At 64.2% G+C, this 20,407-nt stretch carries 18 protein-coding genes; 7 read left to right on the top strand and 11 right to left on the bottom strand.

What is annotated here, in order from left to right; all coding sequences use genetic code 11:
- The first annotated feature begins 33 nt into the window (after positions 1-33).
- Positions 34-543, top strand: a complete 510-nt coding sequence (locus tag ACUJB0_RS23400) for an FxDxF family PEP-CTERM protein (protein WP_444847317.1) — start codon at positions 34-36, stop codon at positions 541-543.
- Positions 544-697: 154 nt separating this feature from the next.
- Here ACUJB0_RS23400 and ACUJB0_RS23395 read toward each other — a convergent pair whose 3' ends face one another.
- Both ACUJB0_RS23395 and ACUJB0_RS23390 read right to left on the bottom strand, forming a co-directional pair.
- Positions 698-1,579, bottom strand: coding sequence for a hypothetical protein (locus ACUJB0_RS23395; RefSeq protein ID WP_444847316.1), 882 nt, complete (start codon positions 1,577-1,579; stop codon positions 698-700).
- 103 nt (positions 1,580-1,682) lie between these two features.
- Positions 1,683-3,248 carry a tryptophan halogenase family protein gene (locus tag ACUJB0_RS23390; RefSeq protein WP_444847315.1) on the bottom strand — a complete coding sequence of 522 codons (1,566 nt, stop codon included), beginning with the start codon at positions 3,246-3,248 and terminating at the stop codon, positions 1,683-1,685.
- Positions 3,249-3,495: 247 nt separating this feature from the next.
- On the opposite strand from ACUJB0_RS23390, the gene ACUJB0_RS23385 reads away from it, so the two are divergent.
- Positions 3,496-5,937 (top strand): TonB-dependent receptor, encoded by a 2,442-nt coding sequence (locus ACUJB0_RS23385; RefSeq protein ID WP_444847314.1) that lies wholly within the window; start codon positions 3,496-3,498, stop codon positions 5,935-5,937.
- A gap of 85 nt (positions 5,938-6,022) precedes the next feature.
- Here ACUJB0_RS23385 and ACUJB0_RS23380 read toward each other — a convergent pair whose 3' ends face one another.
- Entirely contained in the window at positions 6,023-6,943 is a 921-nt protein-coding gene (locus tag ACUJB0_RS23380; RefSeq protein WP_444847313.1) for a LysR family transcriptional regulator, read from the bottom strand.
- A gap of 121 nt (positions 6,944-7,064) precedes the next feature.
- Between ACUJB0_RS23380 and ACUJB0_RS23375 the strand changes: the two genes are divergently transcribed.
- Together ACUJB0_RS23375 and ACUJB0_RS23370 are read left to right on the top strand one after the other, a co-directional pair.
- Positions 7,065-7,817 (top strand): SDR family NAD(P)-dependent oxidoreductase, encoded by a 753-nt coding sequence (locus ACUJB0_RS23375; RefSeq protein ID WP_028819669.1) that lies wholly within the window; start codon positions 7,065-7,067, stop codon positions 7,815-7,817.
- A gap of 78 nt (positions 7,818-7,895) precedes the next feature.
- Positions 7,896-8,300: a nuclear transport factor 2 family protein gene (locus ACUJB0_RS23370; protein ID WP_444847312.1), complete on the top strand. Its 405-nt coding sequence runs from the start codon at positions 7,896-7,898 to the stop codon at positions 8,298-8,300.
- A 37-nt stretch (positions 8,301-8,337) separates the two neighbouring features.
- Here ACUJB0_RS23370 and ACUJB0_RS23365 read toward each other — a convergent pair whose 3' ends face one another.
- Positions 8,338-9,702, bottom strand: a complete 1,365-nt coding sequence (locus ACUJB0_RS23365) for an MFS transporter (RefSeq protein ID WP_444847311.1) — start codon at positions 9,700-9,702, stop codon at positions 8,338-8,340.
- 104 nt (positions 9,703-9,806) lie between these two features.
- Positions 9,807-11,147, bottom strand: a complete 1,341-nt coding sequence (locus ACUJB0_RS23360) for a GH1 family beta-glucosidase (protein WP_444847310.1) — start codon at positions 11,145-11,147, stop codon at positions 9,807-9,809.
- Positions 11,148-11,384: 237 nt separating this feature from the next.
- On the opposite strand from ACUJB0_RS23360, the gene trmB reads away from it, so the two are divergent.
- Entirely contained in the window at positions 11,385-12,065 is a 681-nt protein-coding gene (gene trmB, locus ACUJB0_RS23355) for a tRNA (guanosine(46)-N7)-methyltransferase TrmB (RefSeq protein WP_444847446.1), read from the top strand.
- On the opposite strand, the gene ACUJB0_RS23350 is transcribed toward trmB, so the two are convergent.
- Genes ACUJB0_RS23350 through ACUJB0_RS23335 form a run of 4 tightly spaced genes read right to left on the bottom strand, consistent with a single transcriptional unit; the run spans position 12,066 to position 16,015 of the window.
- Positions 12,066-12,785, bottom strand: a complete 720-nt coding sequence (locus ACUJB0_RS23350; RefSeq protein WP_444847309.1) for a transporter substrate-binding domain-containing protein — start codon at positions 12,783-12,785, stop codon at positions 12,066-12,068.
- Positions 12,785-13,294 carry a hypothetical protein gene (locus tag ACUJB0_RS23345; protein ID WP_444847308.1) on the bottom strand — a complete coding sequence of 170 codons (510 nt, stop codon included), beginning with the start codon at positions 13,292-13,294 and terminating at the stop codon, positions 12,785-12,787. Before ACUJB0_RS23345 ends, ACUJB0_RS23350 begins: the two co-directional genes overlap by 1 nt.
- A gap of 30 nt (positions 13,295-13,324) precedes the next feature.
- Complete coding sequence (locus ACUJB0_RS23340; RefSeq protein ID WP_444847307.1) at positions 13,325-15,106, bottom strand: amidohydrolase; 1,782 nt, start codon at positions 15,104-15,106, stop codon at positions 13,325-13,327.
- A 12-nt stretch (positions 15,107-15,118) separates the two neighbouring features.
- Positions 15,119-16,015, bottom strand: coding sequence for a DMT family transporter (locus tag ACUJB0_RS23335; protein ID WP_444847306.1), 897 nt, complete (start codon positions 16,013-16,015; stop codon positions 15,119-15,121).
- Between the two features lie 124 nt (positions 16,016-16,139).
- On the opposite strand from ACUJB0_RS23335, the gene ACUJB0_RS23330 reads away from it, so the two are divergent.
- Complete coding sequence (locus tag ACUJB0_RS23330; protein ID WP_444847305.1) at positions 16,140-17,066, top strand: AraC family transcriptional regulator; 927 nt, start codon at positions 16,140-16,142, stop codon at positions 17,064-17,066.
- Here the strand turns inward: ACUJB0_RS23330 and ACUJB0_RS23325 are convergent.
- Positions 17,056-17,559, bottom strand: a complete 504-nt coding sequence (locus ACUJB0_RS23325) for a DUF1993 domain-containing protein (protein WP_444847304.1) — start codon at positions 17,557-17,559, stop codon at positions 17,056-17,058. The genes ACUJB0_RS23330 and ACUJB0_RS23325 overlap by 11 nt on opposite strands.
- A gap of 166 nt (positions 17,560-17,725) precedes the next feature.
- On the opposite strand from ACUJB0_RS23325, the gene ACUJB0_RS23320 reads away from it, so the two are divergent.
- The gene (locus tag ACUJB0_RS23320; protein WP_444847303.1) at positions 17,726-19,459 is read left to right on the top strand and encodes a putative bifunctional diguanylate cyclase/phosphodiesterase; all 1,734 of its coding nucleotides are present in this window, start codon (positions 17,726-17,728) and stop codon (positions 19,457-19,459) included.
- 2 nt (positions 19,460-19,461) lie between these two features.
- Here ACUJB0_RS23320 and ACUJB0_RS23315 read toward each other — a convergent pair whose 3' ends face one another.
- Entirely contained in the window at positions 19,462-20,385 is a 924-nt protein-coding gene (locus tag ACUJB0_RS23315) for a LysR family transcriptional regulator (RefSeq protein ID WP_444847302.1), read from the bottom strand.
- Between the last annotated feature and the right edge of the window lie 22 nt (positions 20,386-20,407).

Here is a 20,407-nt window from a genome sequence, read left to right as displayed (position 1 = left end):
CAGCCTTCTTCTAAATCACACCAGGAATACCAAATGAAATCCACCATACTTGCATTCGCGTTAAGTGCGCTGTGCGCGTCGTCGGCCATGGCCAAGACCTATGATGTCCAACTGCACCAGTCGAAAACCAATCCGCACCAGTGGACCGGCAGCTTCAACCTGAGCCAGCCGACGCCATGGGAAGGCCAATATTTCTCCGACACGTACAACTTCACGCCCGACCTGCCTGGCGCGCTGACGGTCAACGGCGGCGTGGTCAATTTCTTCGGCTTCGACGAGCAGAAGATCCAGTTCAGCCACGTGTTTTTGAACAATACGGAGCTGGCGCTGAGCAGCAGCGACGGCGAGAGCAAGGCGCGCCTGACCAATGTCGTGCTGAGCGGCCCGCTGAGCCTGCGCGTGACCGGCTGGACCGGCGACTCGGCCAGCTATTCGGGCAACTTCAACATCACCACCGCCGTGCCGGAGCCGGCAACCTACGGCATGCTGATGGGCGGCCTGGCCCTGGTGGGCGTGGCCGCGCGCCGCCGCAAGGCGCAATAAGCTAAACGGTTTATACCGTTGATGCCGCCGGCGGGCCGCCAGGTCCGGCCGGCGCTCGCGTTGCCGCCTAGCGGACGAACAGCGCGATCAGGATGACGATGGGCAGTGGAATGCCAAGCAAGAGCAGTAGTATCGAGCGCATCATATTCTCCGGTCAGGTTGGGGTGCGCACGATGACCCGTGCGTGATCGCGGTGGTGGCCGCCCAGCGTGGCCAGCAGGCTGGCGACGAAGGCGCCCAGCAGCAGGGCGATGAACATCCACAGCGCCGAATGGGCGGCGGCCTTGCGCGCCTCCTCGGCGGCGGCGGTGGCCTTGGCCTTGGCGGCGTTGGCGGCCTGCACGGCCTGGGCGTAGACCTGGTCCACGCGCAGCTCGGCGTCGGCCTGCGCCATGCCGGTGCGCTTGGCGACCAGCTGCGCCAGATAGCCGCGGTCTTCGGCGCTGAGTTTGCCGCCCGGCAGATCGGTCACCAGCAGGCGGTTGATCTCGTTGCGCTGGGCCTCGGTCGCGGCATCGCCGTTGGGGGAGCGCAGCAGCATGTCGGCGAAGTAGGTGTTGGTGCCGGCCGCGCCGCGCGCCAGCGCCGGTGCCGCGGCCCCGGCGACGGCCGCGCCCGAGTCGATGGCGCCGCTCAGCACCGCGCGCGTGCCGCCGCCCAGCACCGCCACGGTGACCAGCGTGGCCACCGCCCAGGCCAGCAGGCCGTGCGCAGTGTCGCGGAAGTGCACCTCGTCGCCGTGGATGCTGGCCCATTTGACGCGCAGGCGTCCCGCCATGTAGCCGCCGATGCCGGCCGCCGCCAGCTGCATGAAGGCCAGCCACGCGATGGCGGCATCGCCCAGCGGCGCGGCGTTGTACTGGTACGGCGAGACCGAGGACAGGCCGAGGCCCACGCCCAGTATCAGCAGGATGAAGGACAGCGCGGCCGCCGCGGCGGCGCCGGCGAACACGGCGCCCCACGAGACACCGGCGACGTAACCGTCCCCGAGTTCGTGGCCGGCCATGGTGGCGGCATGTAGTGGTTGTGTGTGCATGATGTCTCCTGTAGGTGGTATGGCGGAGACCATCATGCTGCGCCGCGCGGCGCGCGTATGTTAGCGCCCGTACGCTGGGCGCGTTTTGATCGGAAAATCGCGCTCAGGCGGTCTTGCGCTCGCCGCGCTGGAGGAAGTGCTCGACCAGCGCGCGGTGCGTGGGCAGGTCGGCCACCGCCCGGTGCGACATCTGCTCGATCATCTGGAACTCCCGGCGCGCCTCATCGAAGCGCGGCAGCGTGCGCGCGTTGGCGTATTGCGCGGTCGGGTACTCCATCCCGTACAGCACGTACTGCCAGCTCGATGGCGGGTACATCTCCAGGTCCACCACGAAGTCCATGCGGTGCGGCGCGCGCGTGCGCCACATCGACAATTTGTCGCGCAGCGATTCCGGGATGCTGGCCGGGTCGGTGTTGTCGGTCCAGAAGGCGTTGTCCTTGCGCTGCGTGAGGCAGTAGTGCAGCTTGACGAAATCGACGATGCGCTCGTAGCGCGCCTTTATCATCTCGTTGTACACCTTGGCCGCCGGCGCCAGCTCGCCGCTGTGCGGGAACAGGTAGCCGACCAGGTAGGCCGCCGTTTCGATCAGGCCGATGCCGGACGATTCCAGCGGCTCCAGGAAGCCGCCCGACAAGCCCACCGCCACGCAGTTCTTGACCCAATGCTGCTCGCGGTAGCCGACGTTGAGCTTGAGCTGGCGCGGATTGAGGCCGTCACTGGCCGGGCCGATGTACCGGCGCAGCACTTCCTCGGCGCGCGCGTCGTCGGTGTGGCGGCTGGAGTAGACGTAGCCGATGCCGCGCCGCTGCTGCAGGCCGATGTCCCAGGTCCATCCCGCCTCGTGCGCGGTGGCGATGGTGTAGGAGGGGATGGGCGCGTCCGGCGTGGCGTACGGCACCTGCATCGCCAGCGCGCGGTCGACGAACAGCGTGTCCTTGATGTTGCGGAAGGGCGTGCCCAGCGCCTCGCCGATCAGCGCGGCGCGGAAGCCGGTGCAGTCGATGTACAGGTCGGCCGTCAGCGCGCCCGCCTCTTTAGTGTGGACCGCGCCGATCGCGCCTTGTTCGTCCAGCGCCACCCGCTCCACCGTGGCCAGCACGTGGCGCACGCCCAGCGATTGCGCGTGGGTGCTGAGCAGGGCGGCGAACTTGCCGGCGTCGAAATGGTAGGCGTAGTTCAGCGGTCCCATGAAGTCGGTGTCGTTGAAGCGCTTCGGCCCGTGCGCGGCGTCGGCCACGCGCTTCTGCATGGTGGCGGCGGCGGCGAAGCCCGCGCCCGGCGCGGCCGCGCCCTGCAGCCAGTAGGGCAGCAGCTCGGGGCCGCCGGGCCGCTGGCTGGGCAGGCTGAAGGGATGGAAGTAGTGGTCGTTGCCCGGTGCGCCCGGTTCGCGCACCCAGTCGGTGAACTTGATGCCCTGCTTGAAGGTGGCGTGGCATTCGCGGATGAAGCGCGCCTCGTCGATGCCGATCGCCGCCAGCGTGCCGCGGATCGACGGGAAGGTGCCTTCGCCGACGCCGATGATGCCGATCTCCTTCGACTCCACCAGCGTGATGCGCACGGCGTCCGGATCCGCGCCGGCGCCCAGCGTGCGGGCCAGGAAGGCCGCCGTGAGCCAGCCGGCGGTGCCGCCGCCGACGATCAGGACATGTTTGACTTGTGTGGTTTTCATTGCGTTTCCGGTCTCCGTCGGTGGCGTGCGCGCTTCGGCGGCCAGGGTGAGGCATGCCGAAGAAACAACGCCGCTACAATTTTTAAATTGACATCTGCGATTTGAATTATGTACCATGAAATCGATTTCACAAATAACGAAAACGTTTTCACTCGATTTGAAAACGTTTTCATACAACGGAATCAAATCCACGATGAAAATGTGGCGCGCCTCTTCCCCGGCGATCGCCACGTAAAAGGAGACCTAAATGAACGTCCACGTACCGCAGTCCGGGAAGCGCTTGCCGTCCCCGATCCAATTGGCCATCTTCGCCCTGATCGCCGGCTCCAGCGCTGGCGCGTATGCCGCCGCCGACGCAGCAGCTGACGCACCGGCCGCCGAGCAAGCGGCCGCCGCCGACAAGACTTCCTCGACCATCACCGAGGTGTATGTCACGGCGACCAAACGTACCACCTCGCTGCAGAAAACCCCGGTGGCCGTCACCGCGCTGAACGCCGCGGTGCTGGACGATAACCATGTCCAGACCCTGCAGGACGTGGTCAACCTGGTGCCGAGCTTCGCCGCCACCGGCCAGGGCGACCACGGCGTGATCACCATGACCTTGCGCGGCGTCGGCAACGACAGCGCCAAGACCGAATACGCCGACCCGGAAGTGGCCAGCTTCGTCGACGGCATCTACTCGCCGCGTCCGGAAGGCGCGACCGCGCTGCTGTTCGACCTGGAGGCGATCGAAGTGCTGCGCGGCCCGCAAGGCACGCTGTGGGGCCGCAACTCGAGCGTGGGCGCGGTCAACATGCAGACCGTGAAGCCTGAAATCGGCAGCAGCTCCGGTAACTTCGAGGCAGGCTACGGCAACTACGCCCGCCTGGGCGCGCGCGGCGCGGTCAACATCCCGATCAACGACACCATGGCGATGCGCGTGGCGGTGGTGCACGAGCAGCACAACGGCTACGTCAGCTACCAGAACCCGCCCAACCTGTCGCTGGCGGCGCAGCACGCGGCGGCCGATCCGGTCATCGCCGCCTGGAACGCCAAGAATCCGGGCAACCCGATCGCCTTCCAGCCGATCAACACCAACCTGTACGTCAACAACGCGCAGAAGTACAACGCGCAGGACCAGAGCGCGGCGCGCCTGAGCTTCCTGTGGCAGCCGACGCCAGGCCTGAAGTGGAACGTCGCGTACGAGCACTATATGGACCGCGGCACGCCGAGCATGAACCTGATGCAGAACCCGCGCGCGGGCCAGGACTTCTGGTCGGCGCTGATCGACACCGCGCCTAGCGTCAACCGCGATTCGCATTCGGTGCGCAGCCGCGTCGACTACCAGATCAATCCGGACATCAGCCTGGCCTACATCGCCGGCTACTCGCGCTTCAGCGGTTCCTCGACCTTCGACCAGGATGGCGGCGCCACGCTGCCGACCAGCTTCACCAGCGGCGGCAACTACCAGGCCAACAACACCGTTTGGTCCAAGTACAAGAACTACAGCCATGAGGTGGAGATCCAGTCGACCGGCAAGCGCGATGTGGACTGGCTGCTTGGCCTGTACTACGCCAACGAGGACAACGGCATCCGCTTCGACATCCCGATCATGAACGGCACCCAGCAGGGCACCGTGGGCTGGCAGGGTTCCTTCATCCAGCCCAAGGAAACCGTGGATTCGAAGGCCGTCTTCGGCCAGGCCACCTGGAACGCCAGCGACGCGCTGCACCTGACCGGCGGCCTGCGCTACACCTCGGACGAGCGCAAGAACATCGGCGGCACCAACAACGGCTGGAGCGATAACACCGCGCCGCAGATTCCGGTGAGCCCTTCGATGAATCCCCTGGGCGGCGGCACCGGCTTCACGACCTACCAGCACAACGACGGCGTGTTCAACGACCACAAGCTGACCGGCCTGGTACGCGTGAGCTACGAGATCGACAAGAGCAACATGGTCTACGCCAGCGTGTCGACCGGCTACAAGTCGGGCGGCCTGCAGGATGGCGGCGTGCCATATGGTTCCGAGACGCTGACCAACTACGAGATCGGCTCGAAGAGCACCTTCCTCGGCGGTACGGTACGGATGAACAACTCGGCCTACTACGAGAAGTTCAAGGGCTTCCAGTTCAGCGCACCGGTCACCAATCCTGACGGCACCCGCGGCCTGGCCACCAGCAACGCGGAAGGCGCGAAGATCTGGGGCCTGGAGACGGAGATCGCGGCCAAGATCACGCCGGTGGACCGCGTGCAGTTCACCGCCGCGTACACCAACGCCAAGTTGAAGCACCTGGTCGGCGGCAGTAACGATTATGTGCTGCCTGCCTGCACGGCGCCTGGCATCACCAACCCGTGCCTGGACGTCTCCGGCAACACCATGCCGCACTCGCCGAAGTTCAGCGCGCAGATGATGTACCAGCACAGCTTCGCGCTGGCCAACGGTACGCTGATCCCGCGCATCAGCGCGCACTACGAGACGGCCAGCTGGCTGAGCGTGTTCAATCTGGGTGAGCCTGACCAGCAGAAGTCCTACACGCGCACCGACCTTGGCCTGCGTTTCGACGCCGATTCGAAGTGGTACTTCGACGCCTACATCCGCAACGCGGAAGACGCGAAGATCAAGACCAGCGCGATGAACGCCAACGGTCCATGGCAAGCGCAATACCTGCCGCCGCGCACCTTCGGCATCAACGTCGGCAAGTCGTTCTAAGCAAAGAGTTTTTCATGTAGTCCCAGTGTTGTAGTGCTCTTCTGCCCCTCGTCCTGCAAAGGCCGAGGGGTTTTTTTATGGTTCGTCACGGCCCTGTTGCAATGAGCCATTCGGGCTGCGACAGGCGATCGATAAAGAAGCGTGCGAGCACTTCCACTTTGGCTGGCCGGTTCTTCAACGTCGGAGTGACGAAATACAATCCTCCCTTAGCCATCACCCAGTCTGCCAGAATGACTTCCAAATGCCCGCTCCGTATATATTCCGCGGCGATAAATTCAGGCAGTTCCGACACCGCCAGTCCCGCGAGAATGGTAGGGATCATGGCGTCCGAATTCGTTACCCGCAGGCGTCCTTCAGGCACAATGGTTTCTTCCTTGCCCTTCTTAGTCAAACGCCATACGTCATTGCGCGCGCGGTAGGCATAGCCAAGGCAATGCTGAGGATTCAGGTCTTTTGGATGCTTGGGCCGGCCGTGCTTCTCGAGGTAACTGGGCGCCGCAACAATGACTCTGGAAACAGGGCACAATCTTCTCGCCACCAGGGAGGAATCTGGCAGCACGGCAATGCGCAGCGCCGCATCGAAGCCGTCCCCCACCAAGTCGACCGTCGCATCGGATAAGTGCAAATCAATCGATACGTCGGGATAAGCGGATAAGAACTCCGGCAAAAGCGGCGCCACCCACTTCAGTCCAAACGACATCGGCACCGCGAGCCGGATCAGGCCACGCGGCTGCACGGACAGTTCCCTCGCCACGCCTTCCACTTCTTCCGCATCCCGGTATATGCGCGTGGCGCTTTCCGCAATCGTGCGACCAAATTCCGTCAAGGCCAGCTGGCGCGATGTCCGGTTGAAAAGGCGAGCTCCCAAGCGCTCCTCGAGACGGCCAACCGCCCGCGACACGGTAGCGACAGACACATCCATTGCTCTGGCGGCGGCAGCAAATGACCGCTCCTCCACCACTTTGGCAAACATGGCCAAGCCTTCAAAGTCAGGAATTTTCGACATCGACAATTATGCAACGATCGTTTTCAATTCTTGCTATTTTAAAACAATATCGAACCCGATAAGCTTCTTCCTGCCAACCGAGCAAAACAATTTTTCAAACAACCCAGCAAGGAGAACTACCATGTCGCAAAAACTCAACGGAAAAATCGCCCTCGTCACCGGCGGCACGTCTGGCATTGGCCTGGCAACGGCCAAGCGCTTTGCCAGCGAAGGCGCGCATGTCTTCATCACAGGCCGGCGCGAGAAGGAACTGGAGGCGGCAGTTGCTGCAGTGGGCAATGCCACCGGCGTCCGTATCGATTCATCCAATCTGTCGGAACTGGACACGCTTTTCAAGCGCATTGAGGAAAGCAAAGGACGTATCGATGTCCTGTTCGCGAATGCCGGCGGCGGCTCCATGCTGCCCTTGGGCGCGATTACCGAGGAACAGTTTGACGACACCTTCGGCCGCAATGTCAAAGGCGTGCTCTTTACCGTGCAAAAAGCCTTGCCTCTTCTATCCAACGGCGCCTCGGTCATCTTGACCGGATCATCTGCGGCGCACACCGGCACGGCGGCATTCAGCGTCTATGCCGCGTCCAAGGCTGCTGTGCGAGCCCTGACCCGCAACTGGATTCTGGACGTAAAGGATCGCAATATCCGTTTCAACACGATCAGCCCTGGGCCAGTAAAAACGCCTGGCCTGGTTGAATTGGCAGGTCCGGACGCGGCGCAACAACAGGGCCTGCTGGATTATCTGGCGGCTCAGGTCCCGATGGGGCGCGTGGCAGATCCCGATGAAATCGCGAAAGCCGCAGTCTTCCTTGCCTCCGACGACGCCAGCTATGTCAACGGCATTGACTTCGCGGTTGACGGTGGCCTGGCCCAGGTCTGATGTTTGCCCACATAACCAGCACGAGCGCTGACTGTGCCCGATCATCCATGGGGTGCGGTTAGCGCGAAAGGAACCAACATGAAAACCCCTGTCGATCTGTTAAACCAGTACCTGTCTTCTATTCGTAATCCGGCTGCTGCGGCGGCGCTGTTTGCCGAGGATGGAGTGCTTGAACTCCCTTATCTGGCGTCTCTCGGCATTCCGCCCAGAGCACAAGGTCCCGCAGCAATCGAAAACTTCATTACATCCTTACTCAAGAAGGTGCCGGATTTCCAATTCAAGAACATCCGCGTCCTGATTGAGGCGGGCGATCAAGTATTTGCGGAGTACGACGTGGAAGCCATCGTCGTTCCGACCAACCGGATTTACCGCCAATCCTATGCCGGGCGGCTTGTCACATCCGGTGAAAAAATCAGTCTGCTACGCGAGTCACTGGACACAGTAGCCGCAGCTAAGGCATTCAATATCCCGGTATCAGTCTGACGGTGCGCGGATCACGGCTGGCGGCGGCAAGGGGCGCCTAGTCCTTGTTGTGGAACGGTGCGTACCAGGTGACGATGAACGACGGGATCGTCGCGGCCATCACCAGCCAGAAGTAGTGCACATAGCCCAGCGCCTGCTGCAGGTGGCCGCTGACGACGCCCGTCACCATCATGCACAATCCCATCAGCCCCGTGCCGAACGCGTAGTGTGTGGTGGTGTATTTGCCAGGCGCCAGCTGCTGCATCAGGTAGATCATGAAGCCCACCGAACCGAAACCGAAGAAGAACTTCTCGACCGCCACGCCGGCGCTGATCACCAGCAGGTCGTGCGGCTGGTAGATGCTCATCAAAAGGAAGGTGACGTTGGGGATGTTGACCGCGCAGCACAGCAGGAACAAGGTCGCCGGCAGACCGCGCCGCGCGACGAAGATCCCGCCCAGCAGGGAGCCAAGCAGCACCGCGATCAGGCCGTAGGTGCCGTAGATCAGTCCCAGCATCTCGTTCGACAATCCCAGCCCGCCCTGCGCCACCGGATCGACCATGAAGAAGGGGCCGATCTTCTCCAGCAGCCCGATACTGAGCCTGAACAGGAACGCGAACAGCACCATCAGCCACACGTCGCGCTTCTGGAAGAAGGTGACGAAGGAATCCTTGAGGATGAAGGCCGCATCGGCCACCGAGGCCGGCGCGTTCTCCGCCTTGGCGCCATCGGGCATCACGCGCATATGCCACAGCGCGGCGACGATGGTGATGGCGGCGACGATGAAGAAGATGATGCGCCACGAGTCGATCCACTCCGGTCCGAACACGCCGGCCTGGTGGTGGAAGTAGTGCGTGTGCAGCCAGCCGCTCAGGTACACCATGCCGCCCGAGGCGACGATGGGACCGATGTTCCAGCTCAGGCTCTGGATGCCGCAGAACAGCGACTGCGTCTTGGCGTCCAGCGAGGTGACATACACGCCGTCGGAGGCGATGTCCTGCGTGGCGCCGACCAGCGACAGCACGCCGAACATGAACACCATCACCACCATGTAGTCCGGCAGCGACATCGCCAGCGCCACGCCGGCGAAACCGAGGCCGATGATCAGCTGCGCGCACAGCACGAAGAACTTCTTGGTGCGGTACATTTCAACGAAGGGCGCGAACAGCGGCTTGATGGTGTAGGCCAGGATCAGGTAGCTGGCGTATTGCGCGGCCTGGCCGTTGTCCATGCCCAGGTTCTTGAACATGATGGAGGTGACGCTGGTGAGCATCATGTAGGTCAGCGCCATGGCGAAATAGCCGCTGGGGACCCACAGCATTGGCGTGTCGCGCGCGAACATGGCGCGCAGCAGCGATGGCGGCTGGCTGCCGGGGGCTGGGACCGGCGTCTCTTGTGGCGCGGCGGATGGTGCGGTTTGCATGGTGTCGTCCTCGTTGTTCTCGTTGGAGTGTAAAGCATCAGGCTCTGTGGCCTGTAGAAAGGAAAACGCCGGCATCTGCGCCGGCGGGATTAAAACGTTTGCTGTCAGGCCGCGTGCGCGGTGCGTTGCGGCCTTTGTTTCAGCAGGTATTCGCGATACCAGTGCGCGCTGTGCTTCAAGGTGCGCTTCTGCGTCGCGTAGTCCACGTGGACGATGCCGAAGCGCTTGGCGTAGCCGGAGTTCCACTCGAAGTTATCGAGCAGGCTCCAAAGGAAGTAGCCCTGGATGTCCACGCCCTGCAGGCGCGCGTCGTTGAGCGCCTTCAGGTGGCGCTGCACGAAATCGATGCGCGCCTCGTCCGGGATCTCGCCGTCGATGATCACGTCCGGATTGGCCATGCCGTTCTCGGTGATGTAGATCGGCGGCAGCTCGTATTCCGCCTTCAGTTTCAGCAGCAGCTCGGTCAGGCCGTCGGGGAAGATCTCCCAGCCCATGTCGGTGGTGCCCAGCTTCGCTTCCGGCTGGCGCGGCGGGGTCTCGGCCGAGCAGTAGGCGCGGAAGTAGTAGTTCACGCCGAGGAAGTCGATCTTGTGCTGGATGTCCTTGAAGTCGTTCTCGTGGATCACCGGCGCGTTGTCGCCGTGGCCCTGCAGCGCCAGTTCCGGATATTTGCCCTTGAAGATGGGGTCCATAAACCACTGCACCGAGCGCGCGTATTCGAATTCCGCCATCGCCTTGTCGGCCGCGCTGTCGGTGGCCGGGTCGGCGGTCCATTGATTGAGCACGATGCCCAGCTTGGCCGGGCTGCCGACCGCGCGCATGGCCTGCATCGCCAGTCCGTGCGACAGCAGCAGGTGATGCGAGACCTGGATCGATTGCTTCAGGTCCGCCACGCCGGGCGCGAACTGCGCGTTGCCGTAGCCCAGGTTGGCCGTGCACCATGGCTCGTTGTGCGTTGCAATCGTTTTCAAGCGCGAGCCAAAACGGCGCGCCACTTCGGCGGCATAGTCGGCGAAGCGGTAGGCGGTGTCGCGATTGAGCCAGCCGCCATCGTCCTGCAGGCCTTGCGGCAGGTCCCAGTGGTAGAGGGTGACGTGGGCGGCTATGCCCTTGGCTTCCAGCTCGGACAGCAGGCGGTCGTAGAAGGCGAAACCGGCTTCGTTCCAGGCGCCTTTGCCGGTGGGCTGCACGCGCGACCAGGCCATCGAGAAGCGGTAGGCGTCCACGCCCAGGCCGGCCATGATGGCCACGTCTTCCGGGTAGCGGTGGTAGTGGTCGCAGGCGACGTCGCCGTTGCTGCCGTCGATGACTTTGCCCGGCGTGTGGCTGAAGGTGTCCCAGATCGACGGGCCTTTGCCGTCGTCGGCCGCGCCGCCTTCAATCTGGAATGCGCTGGTGGCGACGCCCCAGGTAAACGAGGGCGGAAATTGCGTGAAATCGGTCATGTGAGGTCGTTTTGAGGTTTAACGGGTGTGGAATAGGGGCATTTTGACGTTTGAAAACGATTTCACGCCGCTTCCCTTGATTAGACCTCAACTCAAACGGAGTGTCAATCATTAGCTGAAGCGGAGGAGTGGTAAGGGAGGGAGCTGCGGGGCGGCTGATATAATGCTGCCTCATTGTTCACCGACTCACTTCATCCCATGTCTTCCGATACCCCTAAAGACGGCCCAGCGCGGCCGATGCTCTACGACCCGACCGAACACCGCATCCGCAGCTTCGTCACGCGCGCCGGCCGCCTGTCGACCGCGCAGGCGCGCGCGCTGGAGGAACTGAGCCCGAAGTACATGATCGAATACGCCAAGGCGCCGCTCGACTATGAGCAGGCCTTCGGCCGCAAGGCGCCGGTGGTGCTGGAGATCGGCTTCGGCATGGGCGGCACCACGGCGCACATCGCCGGCGTGATGCCGGAGAAGGACTTCATCGGCGTGGAAGTGCACACGCCCGGCGTGGGCAGCCTGCTCAAGCTGATTGAGGAACAGGGCCTGACCAACCTGAAGGCGATCCAGCACGACGCGGTGGAAGTGCTGAACCAGATGATCCCGGACGGCTCGCTGCACGGCGTGCATATCTACTTCCCGGATCCATGGCACAAGGCGCGCCACAACAAGCGCCGCCTGATCCAGCCGCCGTTCGTCAAGCTGCTGGTGCAGAAGCTGGAAACGGGCGGCTACCTGCATTGCGCCACCGACTGGGAAGACTACGCGGTGCAGATGCTGGAGGTGCTGGGCGCGGAAGAGGGCTTGCGGAACACCGCCGACGGCTACGCGCCGCAGCCGGCCTATCGTCCGCTGACCAAGTTTGAAAACCGTGGCCTGAAGCTGGGCCACGGCGTGTGGGATCTGGTCTTCACCAAGAAGTAATTATTTGCGCAGCCGGACGATGGCCGCGTTCAAACGCTTGAACGTCTCGTCCGGCACTGACCTGCCGCACCACAGGCGACGCTCGTAGCCTTTGTACAGGTCGGAGAAGTAGATCCGCTTGTAGTGCGAGGCCGGATAGCCCGAGGCCTTGACCGCTTCCTCCAATTCCTCTTCCGTGATGAAGAAGTAATCGATGCTGTGCCGGCGCAGCATGTCCAGCAGCTGCTGGGTGTCCGCCGCGCTGGGGATGGTCGGCGTCTTGTAGCGCAGCAGGCCACGGTCGATCGTCACGCCGTAGGACACGCCCTTGTTCACCACCACGCGCAGCTGCTTGTCGCTCAGCGTATCTTTCAGCGGCTCCTCGTCATGCATGGCGGGATTGCCGCTCCAGGTCAGCGCGAACGGGCGCTTGTCCTCATACACCACTTCCGAGAATTTGCCGATGCGTTCGCGCTCCGGCGTCTGCAACCAGCCCAGCATGCAGGCGGGTTCCTGCGCGGCGTCCTGCATCAGCACCAGTTGCTGCTTGGCCGGCGTCTGGCGCACGACGAAGGGAATGCCGGCCGCGTTGAGCGCGGCGATGGCGGGGGTGGCGGCGTGGCCGGTCAGCACACCACGCGTGTCGGCGTATTGCAGCGGCGGGCTTTGCGCATAGTGAAGCACCAGCGGCTGCGCTGACACGGCGCCTGCCGCCAGCAGGGACAATGCGAACGCCTTCATCACTTCTCCAACTGCTCCATGTCCAGCACCACCACGTAGGCCAGGCGGCCGTTCTGCCACACGCCGCCGCCGCGCACCTGCGCGTCGCAGGTCGTGGTGCGGCCTTCGATCTCCTCGTGCTTCAGCAGCGCGCGGAACGCCACCGATGCCTTGGGCGACAGGTAGCCCGTCATGCGGCCGTCGAGGAAGACCGCGACGGCGGCGCTTTCATATGGATTGACGTCGTCCGGTACCAGCGTGGCCAGGTAGGGCACGGCCGCGTTGCTGTCGCCATGATCGCCGGCCAGCGCCTTGAGCGTGGCCTGGTAGCGCGACTCGTTCACCACCTCGACCAGGAAGCGGCCATCGTCGGACCAGTGCAGCGCGGGCGCGCCTTCCGGCAGCTTGGGCTCATAGGGCGTGGCGGGACGCGCCGGCAGCGGCATCGGCTTGGCCGGATTGGTCTTGATGATCGCGTAGACCACCAGGCCGGTGACGGCGATGATCAGCAGGGAGATGGCGAGTTCCATGGCGGGCTTGATTATCTAAAGGCCGACATCTTAACGCATGCCCTTGGCCTGATACACAATTTTGCCGCCCACCACAGTCTGCAGCACCTTGATGTTGGCGATGTCCTCGGCCGGGATGGTGAAGAAGTTCCTGTCCAATACGATCATGTCGGCCAGCTTTCCTGGCTCCAGCGATCCGGTCAGCGCCTCCTGGCGCAGAGTGTAGGCGGCGTTGAGCGTGATCGCGCGCAGCACGGCGGCGCGCGGCATGCCGGGCTGCGTGCCCAGCGTGCCGGCGTACTCCTTGCCGGCGTTGGGCGCGGCGGTGCGGGTGACGCCGACCTTCAGCGCGAACCATTCGTCGAGCGGATCGACCGGCCAGTCGCTGCCGAAGGCGATGCGCGCGCCGGCGTTAAGCAGCAGCGCCTGCGGCTCGACGAGGGCGTAGCGTTGTGGGCCCATGTAGTCCTTCAGCGCGCCCACGGTGTCCGGCGCCGGCTTCGCCCACTGGAACGACAGCACCGGCGTCACATCCAGTTTGGCGAAGCGAGGGTAGTCGGCAGGTGCGACGATTTCGTCGTGCGCCAGCGCGGCGCGCACATCCTTGCCGGCCGGCGTCGAGCGCAGGTATTCGATGGCGTCCAGCGATTCGCGCACCGCGCGGTCGCCGTCGACGTGGATGTGCGGATCGATGTGGGCATTGGCCAGTTCGGCCAGCGTGGCCCTCAACGCTTCGGGCGCGAAGTAGCTGGCCGGGCCGGTGCTGGGGCCGGGCTGCCAGTCCGGCTTGTCCGCCGTGCCCTTGTTGACCAGGTAGGGCTCCAGCATGGCGCCGGTGAAGGCCGGCGCCGAGATCACACCATCCATGAACAGTTTGGCGTGGCGCACCTGCATCGACGGCGCCGTCGCCGTCGGGCCCTGGTCGAACTGCTTCTGCTGCTTGAGCAGCTCGGCCACCGCGCTTTGCGGCGTGGCGCCCTTATCCAGATCGATCAGCACCGCGAAGTGTGCGCGCGCGGTCAGCTTGCCTTGCTTGTGCAGGTCGGCGAAGGCGGTCATGGTTTCGGGATCGGTGTAGGCGTCGAGGAAGCTGGTGATGCCTTGCTTGCGCATCGCCGCCAGCGCGGCCTTGGAGGCGGCCAGGTTCTCGGCCACCGTCAGCGGCGGCAGCAGGTTCATCGCCATGTCCTGCGCGGCGTCTTCCAGCAGGCCGGTGGCGTCGCCCTTGGCGTCGCGGGTGATCTTGCCGCCGGCGGGATCGGGCGTGTCGCGCTTGATGCCGGCCAGTTGCACGGCCTTGGAGTTCAGCAGCGCCGAGTGCCCGAAGGACGAGCGCACGATGACGGGGCGCTCGGTCTTCAGCGCGTCGAGCGTGGCGGCGGTGGTTTCCACGCCGTCCGGCAGCATCCCCTGCTGGAACCAGTTCACCACCACCAGCCAGCGGTTGGCGTCGGATTTCTTGTCCTTGTCCAGGCAGGCCTGGATGCGCGACTGGAACTGGGCCACCGTCAGCGCTTCGTAATCGAGGCTGCAGTTGAGCAGGCGGCTGCCGCCCGACTGCGGATGCATATGGCCGTCGATCAGGCCGGGCATCAGCATGCGGCCATGCAGGTCGATGACCCTGGTCTTCCTGCCGGTCAGCGGCTTGGCGCCGGCGTTGTCTCCCACGTAGACGATGCGGCCCGCGCGCACGGCCAGCGCCTGCCGCACGCTGTCCTTCGCGTCAACCGTGTAGACGTAGCCGTTGCGGTAGACGGTGTCCGCCGGGGCCTCGGCGGCGATTGCCGCCGATCCTGCCAATGCCAGCGTGAGTGCGGCGACGTGTCGGTTCATGCGGTTCCCTTGTTATGCGGCTCCCATCACTTTGGCGCGCGGGGCCAGCGGCAGGAACGCCAGCAGGTTCCCCGCCAGGACCAGCGCCAGCCCGGCCAGCGCCGTTGGCGTCCAGTGGTAGCCTTCGTAAATCGTTGAAATGGTCAGTGCCACGATGGGGAATAATACCGTGGAATAGGCCGCGCGGTCCGGTCCTATGCGGCCGACCAGCAACAGGTAGGCGGTGAAGCCGATCACCGAGCCGGGGATCGCCAGGTACAGCAGCGCGCCGATGTAGCGCGTGCTGGGCTCCAGCGCGAACGGCATGCCCAGCGCGAGCGCCGCCACGCCCAGCGTGGTGGAGCCGATCAGCATGGCCCAGGTGTTGGTCAGCCACGGCGTCAGGCCTAGCGACTGCATGCGGCTCGACAGCAGATTCCCGCAGGAGAAGCACAGCGTGCCGCCCAGCGTGAGCGCGAGGCCCATCATCACCTTGCTGTCGTTCCAGTGGCCGGCCATCTGCGGCGCGAACAGCAGCACGATGCCGGTCAGGCCGAGCAGGGCGCCCATCATCACCTGGCGGCGTATCGGCCGGCCGAGGAAGATGCGGCCGTTGATGGCGTTCCAGATCGGCGCGGTGGAGAACACCACCGCTTCCAGTCCGCTGGTGATCCACTGGCTGGCGTAGTAGAAGCACAGGAAGTTCAGGCAAAACAGCGCCAGGCCCTGCGCGAACAGGTAGCGCCACGCCTGGCGCGGCGGCCACCACGGCTTGCGGGTGACGAGCAAGAATCCCATCAGCACGGCGGCGGCAAGCCAGAAGCGGTAGGCGATCGACACCGGCGCCGGCACCACGCCGATCTGGAAGGTGATGGCGATCCAGGTCGTACCCCAGATCAGGACAGTGAGCAGGTAGAGGAAGATGTTCATGCCGCCAGCATGCCGCGCGCGCGGCGCGGGCGCTTGTCTGGAATTGCGCAAATTGGCGGCCCGCCGGCGGGGAGGGCGTGCTCCGTGCTAGACTTTCAGCCAACTCTTACTGATTGCCAGCGCCGTGCCAGCCCGCCCTTCCATCGCCACCGATGCCTCCCCCGCCCGTGCGCCGGACGGACTGATTTCGCACGCCGTGTTCCGCACCATGTCCGAAACCGACGCGGTGCTGGAGCGCTTCGCGTGGCTGGGCGATGAGCTGGCGGTGGCGATCTGGCGCCGCGACACCGAGGTCGCCGAGACCAGTTATTCCAAGCCGGGGCACCACACGCTGTCCTACTACATGGGCGGCGGCTACCGCACGGAGCGCGATGAGCTGCCCGGCCTGTACGGCGCGCCGGAGCTCTTATGCACGCTGCCGGACTGGCACGAGTCCAGTTGGACGGTGCGCGGCCCGCTGCGCTTCCTGCACGTGTACTTCCTGCCCGAGCACTTTACGCGCCGCGCGGTGGTGGAGTTGGATCGCGAGCCGCGCGAGATCACGCTGGCCGACCGCACTTACTTTGAACATGAACGCATCGGCCACCTGTGCGCGGGGCTGGCGAACATGTCGTGGGAAGGCGCGGACGGTCAGCTGCGCGCCAACGAGACCGCGCACGAGACCCTGAGCCATCTGCTGCTGTCGCAATCGATGCCGCAGCACCAGCAGCGCGTGCGCGGCGGCCTGGCGCCGGTGGTGCGGCGCCGGCTGGCCGACTACATCGAAGCGAACCTGGGGCGGAACATCTCGCTGGGCATGCTGGCGCAGCTGGCGTGCATGTCGGAGTACCACCTGGCGCGGATGTTCAGGATCTCGTTCGGCATGCCGCCGTCGGCGTGGATCGCGGCGCGGCGCGTGGAGCATGCGCGACGCCTGTTGAAGACCACCGACCAGCCCTTGCAGCAGATCGCCGACGCCTGCGGCTACGCGGACCTGAGCCACTTCAGTCACCGTTTCCGCGACGCGGTCGGCGCGCCGCCAAGCCGTTACCGCGGCATCGTTACGGCCTAGGCTTTTCGAACGAGAAGCCCGGCGCGTACAGGTGGTAGCCGTCGAAGTCCTGCTTGCCGATGTCCGCCCCCTGGCTGCGCGCGATCGCGTAGGCCATGCTGAAGTGGAAGTAGAAGTTGGGCAGGATGTAGAGGTTCAGGTATTCGTCGGCCGGCAGTTCGATGTCGGCGAAGCCGGCGCGGTCGCGGCACAGGCGGTCGGCCGGGCCGTCGAACTGCCGCGGCGGGATCGCGGCGATGAAGGCGATGGTGTCGTCGAGCTGCCTGGCCAGCGCGGCGAAGGACAGCTCCGCGCCGTCGAAGCTGGCCGGCGGCAGGCCGGCCAGCGGGCAGCAGCCGCGCAGCGCAAAATTGCAGGTGGCCCGCACCTGCGAGGCGAACGGCAACATCCCGGCATGCAGCCGGGCGCCGAGGAGCTCCGGCCTGCCCTTCACTTTTTCAACAATTCCAGCCAGCTGGCCGAGGGAGCGATTAAAAATAATTGATGCATGCATGGCACGTCCTGGATGGGGTGTCGGAAACGATACAGCCAAGTTTAACCCAGCCGTTCAACAGGCGAGGTCCCACTGCAGTGGAAATGCGAGTCGATATTGATTTCGCTTATACGTCGCGCCGTCCGATTGCGCTAGTCTGGCTGCTTGTCCGTAGCGGGAGGTCCTCATGTCCACCCAAAAGAAACACGCCAAGCTTCCACTTAAACCCACAGACAAAGCCAACCCTGGCTTGCTGGATGCGATATTCGCATCGGCAACTGAATATGCGATCATCACCACCGACCCGAAGGGGAGCATCGTCTCCTGGAACAAGGGCGCGGAACTGGTGTTCGGCTATGCGCCCGACGAGATCGTTGGCAAGCCGCTTGCCCTCATCTTCACGTCGGAAGACAACGCCGATGGCGTGCCCATGCGGGAGCTGACATACGCGCGCGACATCGGCCGAAGCGATGATGTCCGCTGGCACCGCCGGAAGGATGGCTCCGCCTTTTGGGCCGATGGGGTGATGACGCCGATCCGGAATTTCAACGGCGAGATCACGGGATACCTGAAGATTCTTCGCGACGAGACCGAACGCAGGCGCGTTGAAGCGGAGCGGGCGCAAATGGCGCGGATCGATCTGTTGACCGGTGTGGGCAACCGTTCGGAGCTGGAGGAGCGGCTGAGCGAGATGTCGGCAGCGGCGCTTCGCAATGGCAATCTGCTGCTGATCCATATGATGGATCTGAACAACTTCAAGCAGATCAACGACCGCTGGGGGCATCAGGCCGGGGACAGGCTGTTGCAGCAGGTGGCGCGCTCCATTCGCGAGGCCATACGCGACTCCGATTTCGTCGCGCGCCTGGGCGGCGACGAATTTGTCGTGTTGCAGGCCAATGTGCAGACACCCGCAACCGGCGCCAGCCTGGCGATCAAGCTGATCGAGACGCTGTCGAACCCGATTCAAATCGACGGCCATGAAGTGGTCATCGGCGTCAGCATCGGGATCGCGGTCTTTCCGGACGATGCCGGCGACCATGACGAGCTGATGCGCAAGGCTGACCTGGCGCTTTACAAGGTCAAGAATGAGCGCAGTCATGGCGGCTACCATTATTACTCCAAACAACTTGATGCCGAGGCGCACAACAAAGCCCAACTGATCGCCAGTCTGAAGCGCGCAGTGAAGGCGCGCGCGTTTCGGCTGCACTACCAGCCGCAAGTCGATGCCCGCAGCGGGAACATTGTGGCGGTCGAGGCGCTGCTGCGTTGCCAGGACGCGGCGCTGGCCAATCGGCCCGTCGAGGAAATCATCGCGCTGGCGATCGACTCGGGCCAGATGCTCGAGCTCAGCCTATGGGTCCTGACGGAGGCGTGCGCACAGTTCGGCAAATGGCAGGCCCAGGGCCTGACCGATTTTAAAATGTGCATCAACCTGTGTCCGCGCGAGTTGCTTTATGCCGAACTGTCCGAGCATATTGAGCGTATCCTGAGGGAAAACAAGCTGGATGGTGAAGACATCGAGATCGAGATCACGGAGAATCAGGCCGTCGAGAGCGATGGGCCGGGATCGACGATGCTGGCGCGATTGCGCTCGTTGGGCGTCACCATCGCCATCGATGACTTCGGGACCGGCTATTCGTCGCTCAGCAAGCTGCGCGGGCTGCCGGTGGACAAGGTCAAGCTCGACCGTTCCTTCCTGGAGCGCATTCCTGCGGACCAGGACAGCTGCGCGGTGGTCAGCGCCATCATCACGCTGGCCCACACCCTGCGGCTGAAGATCATCGTCGAAGGGGTGGAATCGCCGGAGCAGGTATCGTTTTTCAGGCGCGAAGGCTGCGAGATCTTGCAGGGCAATTTTTTCAGCAAGCCGCTGCCGGCCGAGGCTATTTCGAGACTACTGAAATTCCCGGTCCAGGATTGATGTCATTTGCCGGAGAGCAGCCGCGCTATATTCTGCGCGCGGAATGCCTCGACAACGAAATCGATAAAGACGCGCGTCTTCGCCGGCAGCAGCTTCTGGCTGGTGAAGTATAGGGAGACCGCCCCGACGTCGCCATACCAGTTTGGCAGCAGGCGCACCAGCGCGCCGCTTTCCAGGTGCGGCGCGGCATGCGGCACCGGTATCAATCCGACCCCAAGGCCCAGCACCACGGCGCGGCTGAGCGCATCCGGATCGTTGACCAGCATGATGGCCCGCTGCTTGGCCGTGACCTCGGCGCCGGCGTGATTGCGCATGACCTGCGTGCGCAAACGGCCCGTCAACGGCGAACGTATCACCACGTTGGGGAACTCCGCAAGTCCGGATGGATCCTTGGGGCGGCGTCTGCCCTGCAATAGCGCTGGCGACGCCACCGCGATCAGATGGATGCGCGCCAGTTCGCGCGCCACCATCCCCGGCGGGAGTTCGAAGCCGGCGCCGATGGCCGCGTCGAAGCCGCCGGCGATCAGGTCCAGCGGACGGCTGTCGAACACCCAGTCCGGCACCACGCCCGGATAGCGTTCGAGGAACGCCGGCATCAGCGGCAGCAGGTAGTCCATGCCGAATCCCGGTGCGGCGCTCAGCTTCAACACGCCGGCCGGTTGTCCGGCGTTGACCTTGATGTCGGCGATCGCCCCCTGGATGCTGTCGAGGCCACCCTGCACCGATTGCTGGAAACGCTCGCCCGCTTCGCTCAGCGTCAGGCCGCGCGTGCTGCGCATGAACAGCTGCACGCCCAGGTTGCGCTCCAACAGCGCGACGTTGCGGCTCACCGCCGCCGGCGTCAGGCCAAGCCGGCGGGCCGCTGCGGAAAAGCTTCCGCTCTCGGCGCTGCGCACGAAGGATTCCAGATTGGCCAGGGTTTCCACGACTTTACCTTCAAGTGTTGAT

This window comes from Duganella caerulea (genome assembly GCF_040362985.1).
GTDB lineage: Bacteria > Pseudomonadota > Gammaproteobacteria > Burkholderiales > Burkholderiaceae_D > Rugamonas > Rugamonas vulcania.
The sequence above is the reverse complement of the archived record's forward strand: the minus strand, read 5'-3'. Positions and strand labels throughout refer to the sequence as shown.